1 pseudogene is annotated in these 520 nt (G+C 58.3%); it reads left to right on the forward strand.

Annotation, left to right across the window (positions count from 1 at the left end):
• Positions 1–520, forward strand: a pseudogene (locus ACTHUR_RS18190) (dicarboxylate transporter/tellurite-resistance protein TehA); the annotation flags it as partial.

Here is a 520-nt window from a genome sequence, read left to right on the forward strand (position 1 = left end):
CTGCACCGCGCTCTACGTCTCCATCGGCACAGGTACCGATTACCACGATGCTGGCAGGTTTGGCAGCCTTACCCTATCAAACGCTACTAGCAAAAGGGTTGATTTTGCTGGGAACGTCGGGACAGTTGGCATTTGCCATGTACCGCGCAGGCGGCTTGTGGCGCGGCGTCCATACCCTTGATGCCACCACGCCGATTGTGTACCTGCCCACCGTTGCCACCAATTTTGTCAGCGCGACCGCGATGGCGGCATTGGGTTGGTCGGATTACGCTTGGCTGTTTTTGGGCGCAGGGCTATTTTCATGGCTTAGCTTGGAAGCCGCCATATTGAGCCGTTTGCGCACCGGCACACCCGTCAACGCCCCTGTGCGCGGTATTGTCGGCATTCAACTTGCGCCCGCTTTTGTCGGCTGCGGCGCTTATTTTGCCGTATCGGGCGGACACATCGATGCCTTCGCGCTGCTCTTAATCGGCTACGGCTGCCTGCAATTCCTGCTACTGTTGCGCCTTCTGCCTTGGAT

This window comes from Neisseria sp. P0021.S007 (genome assembly GCF_051956855.1).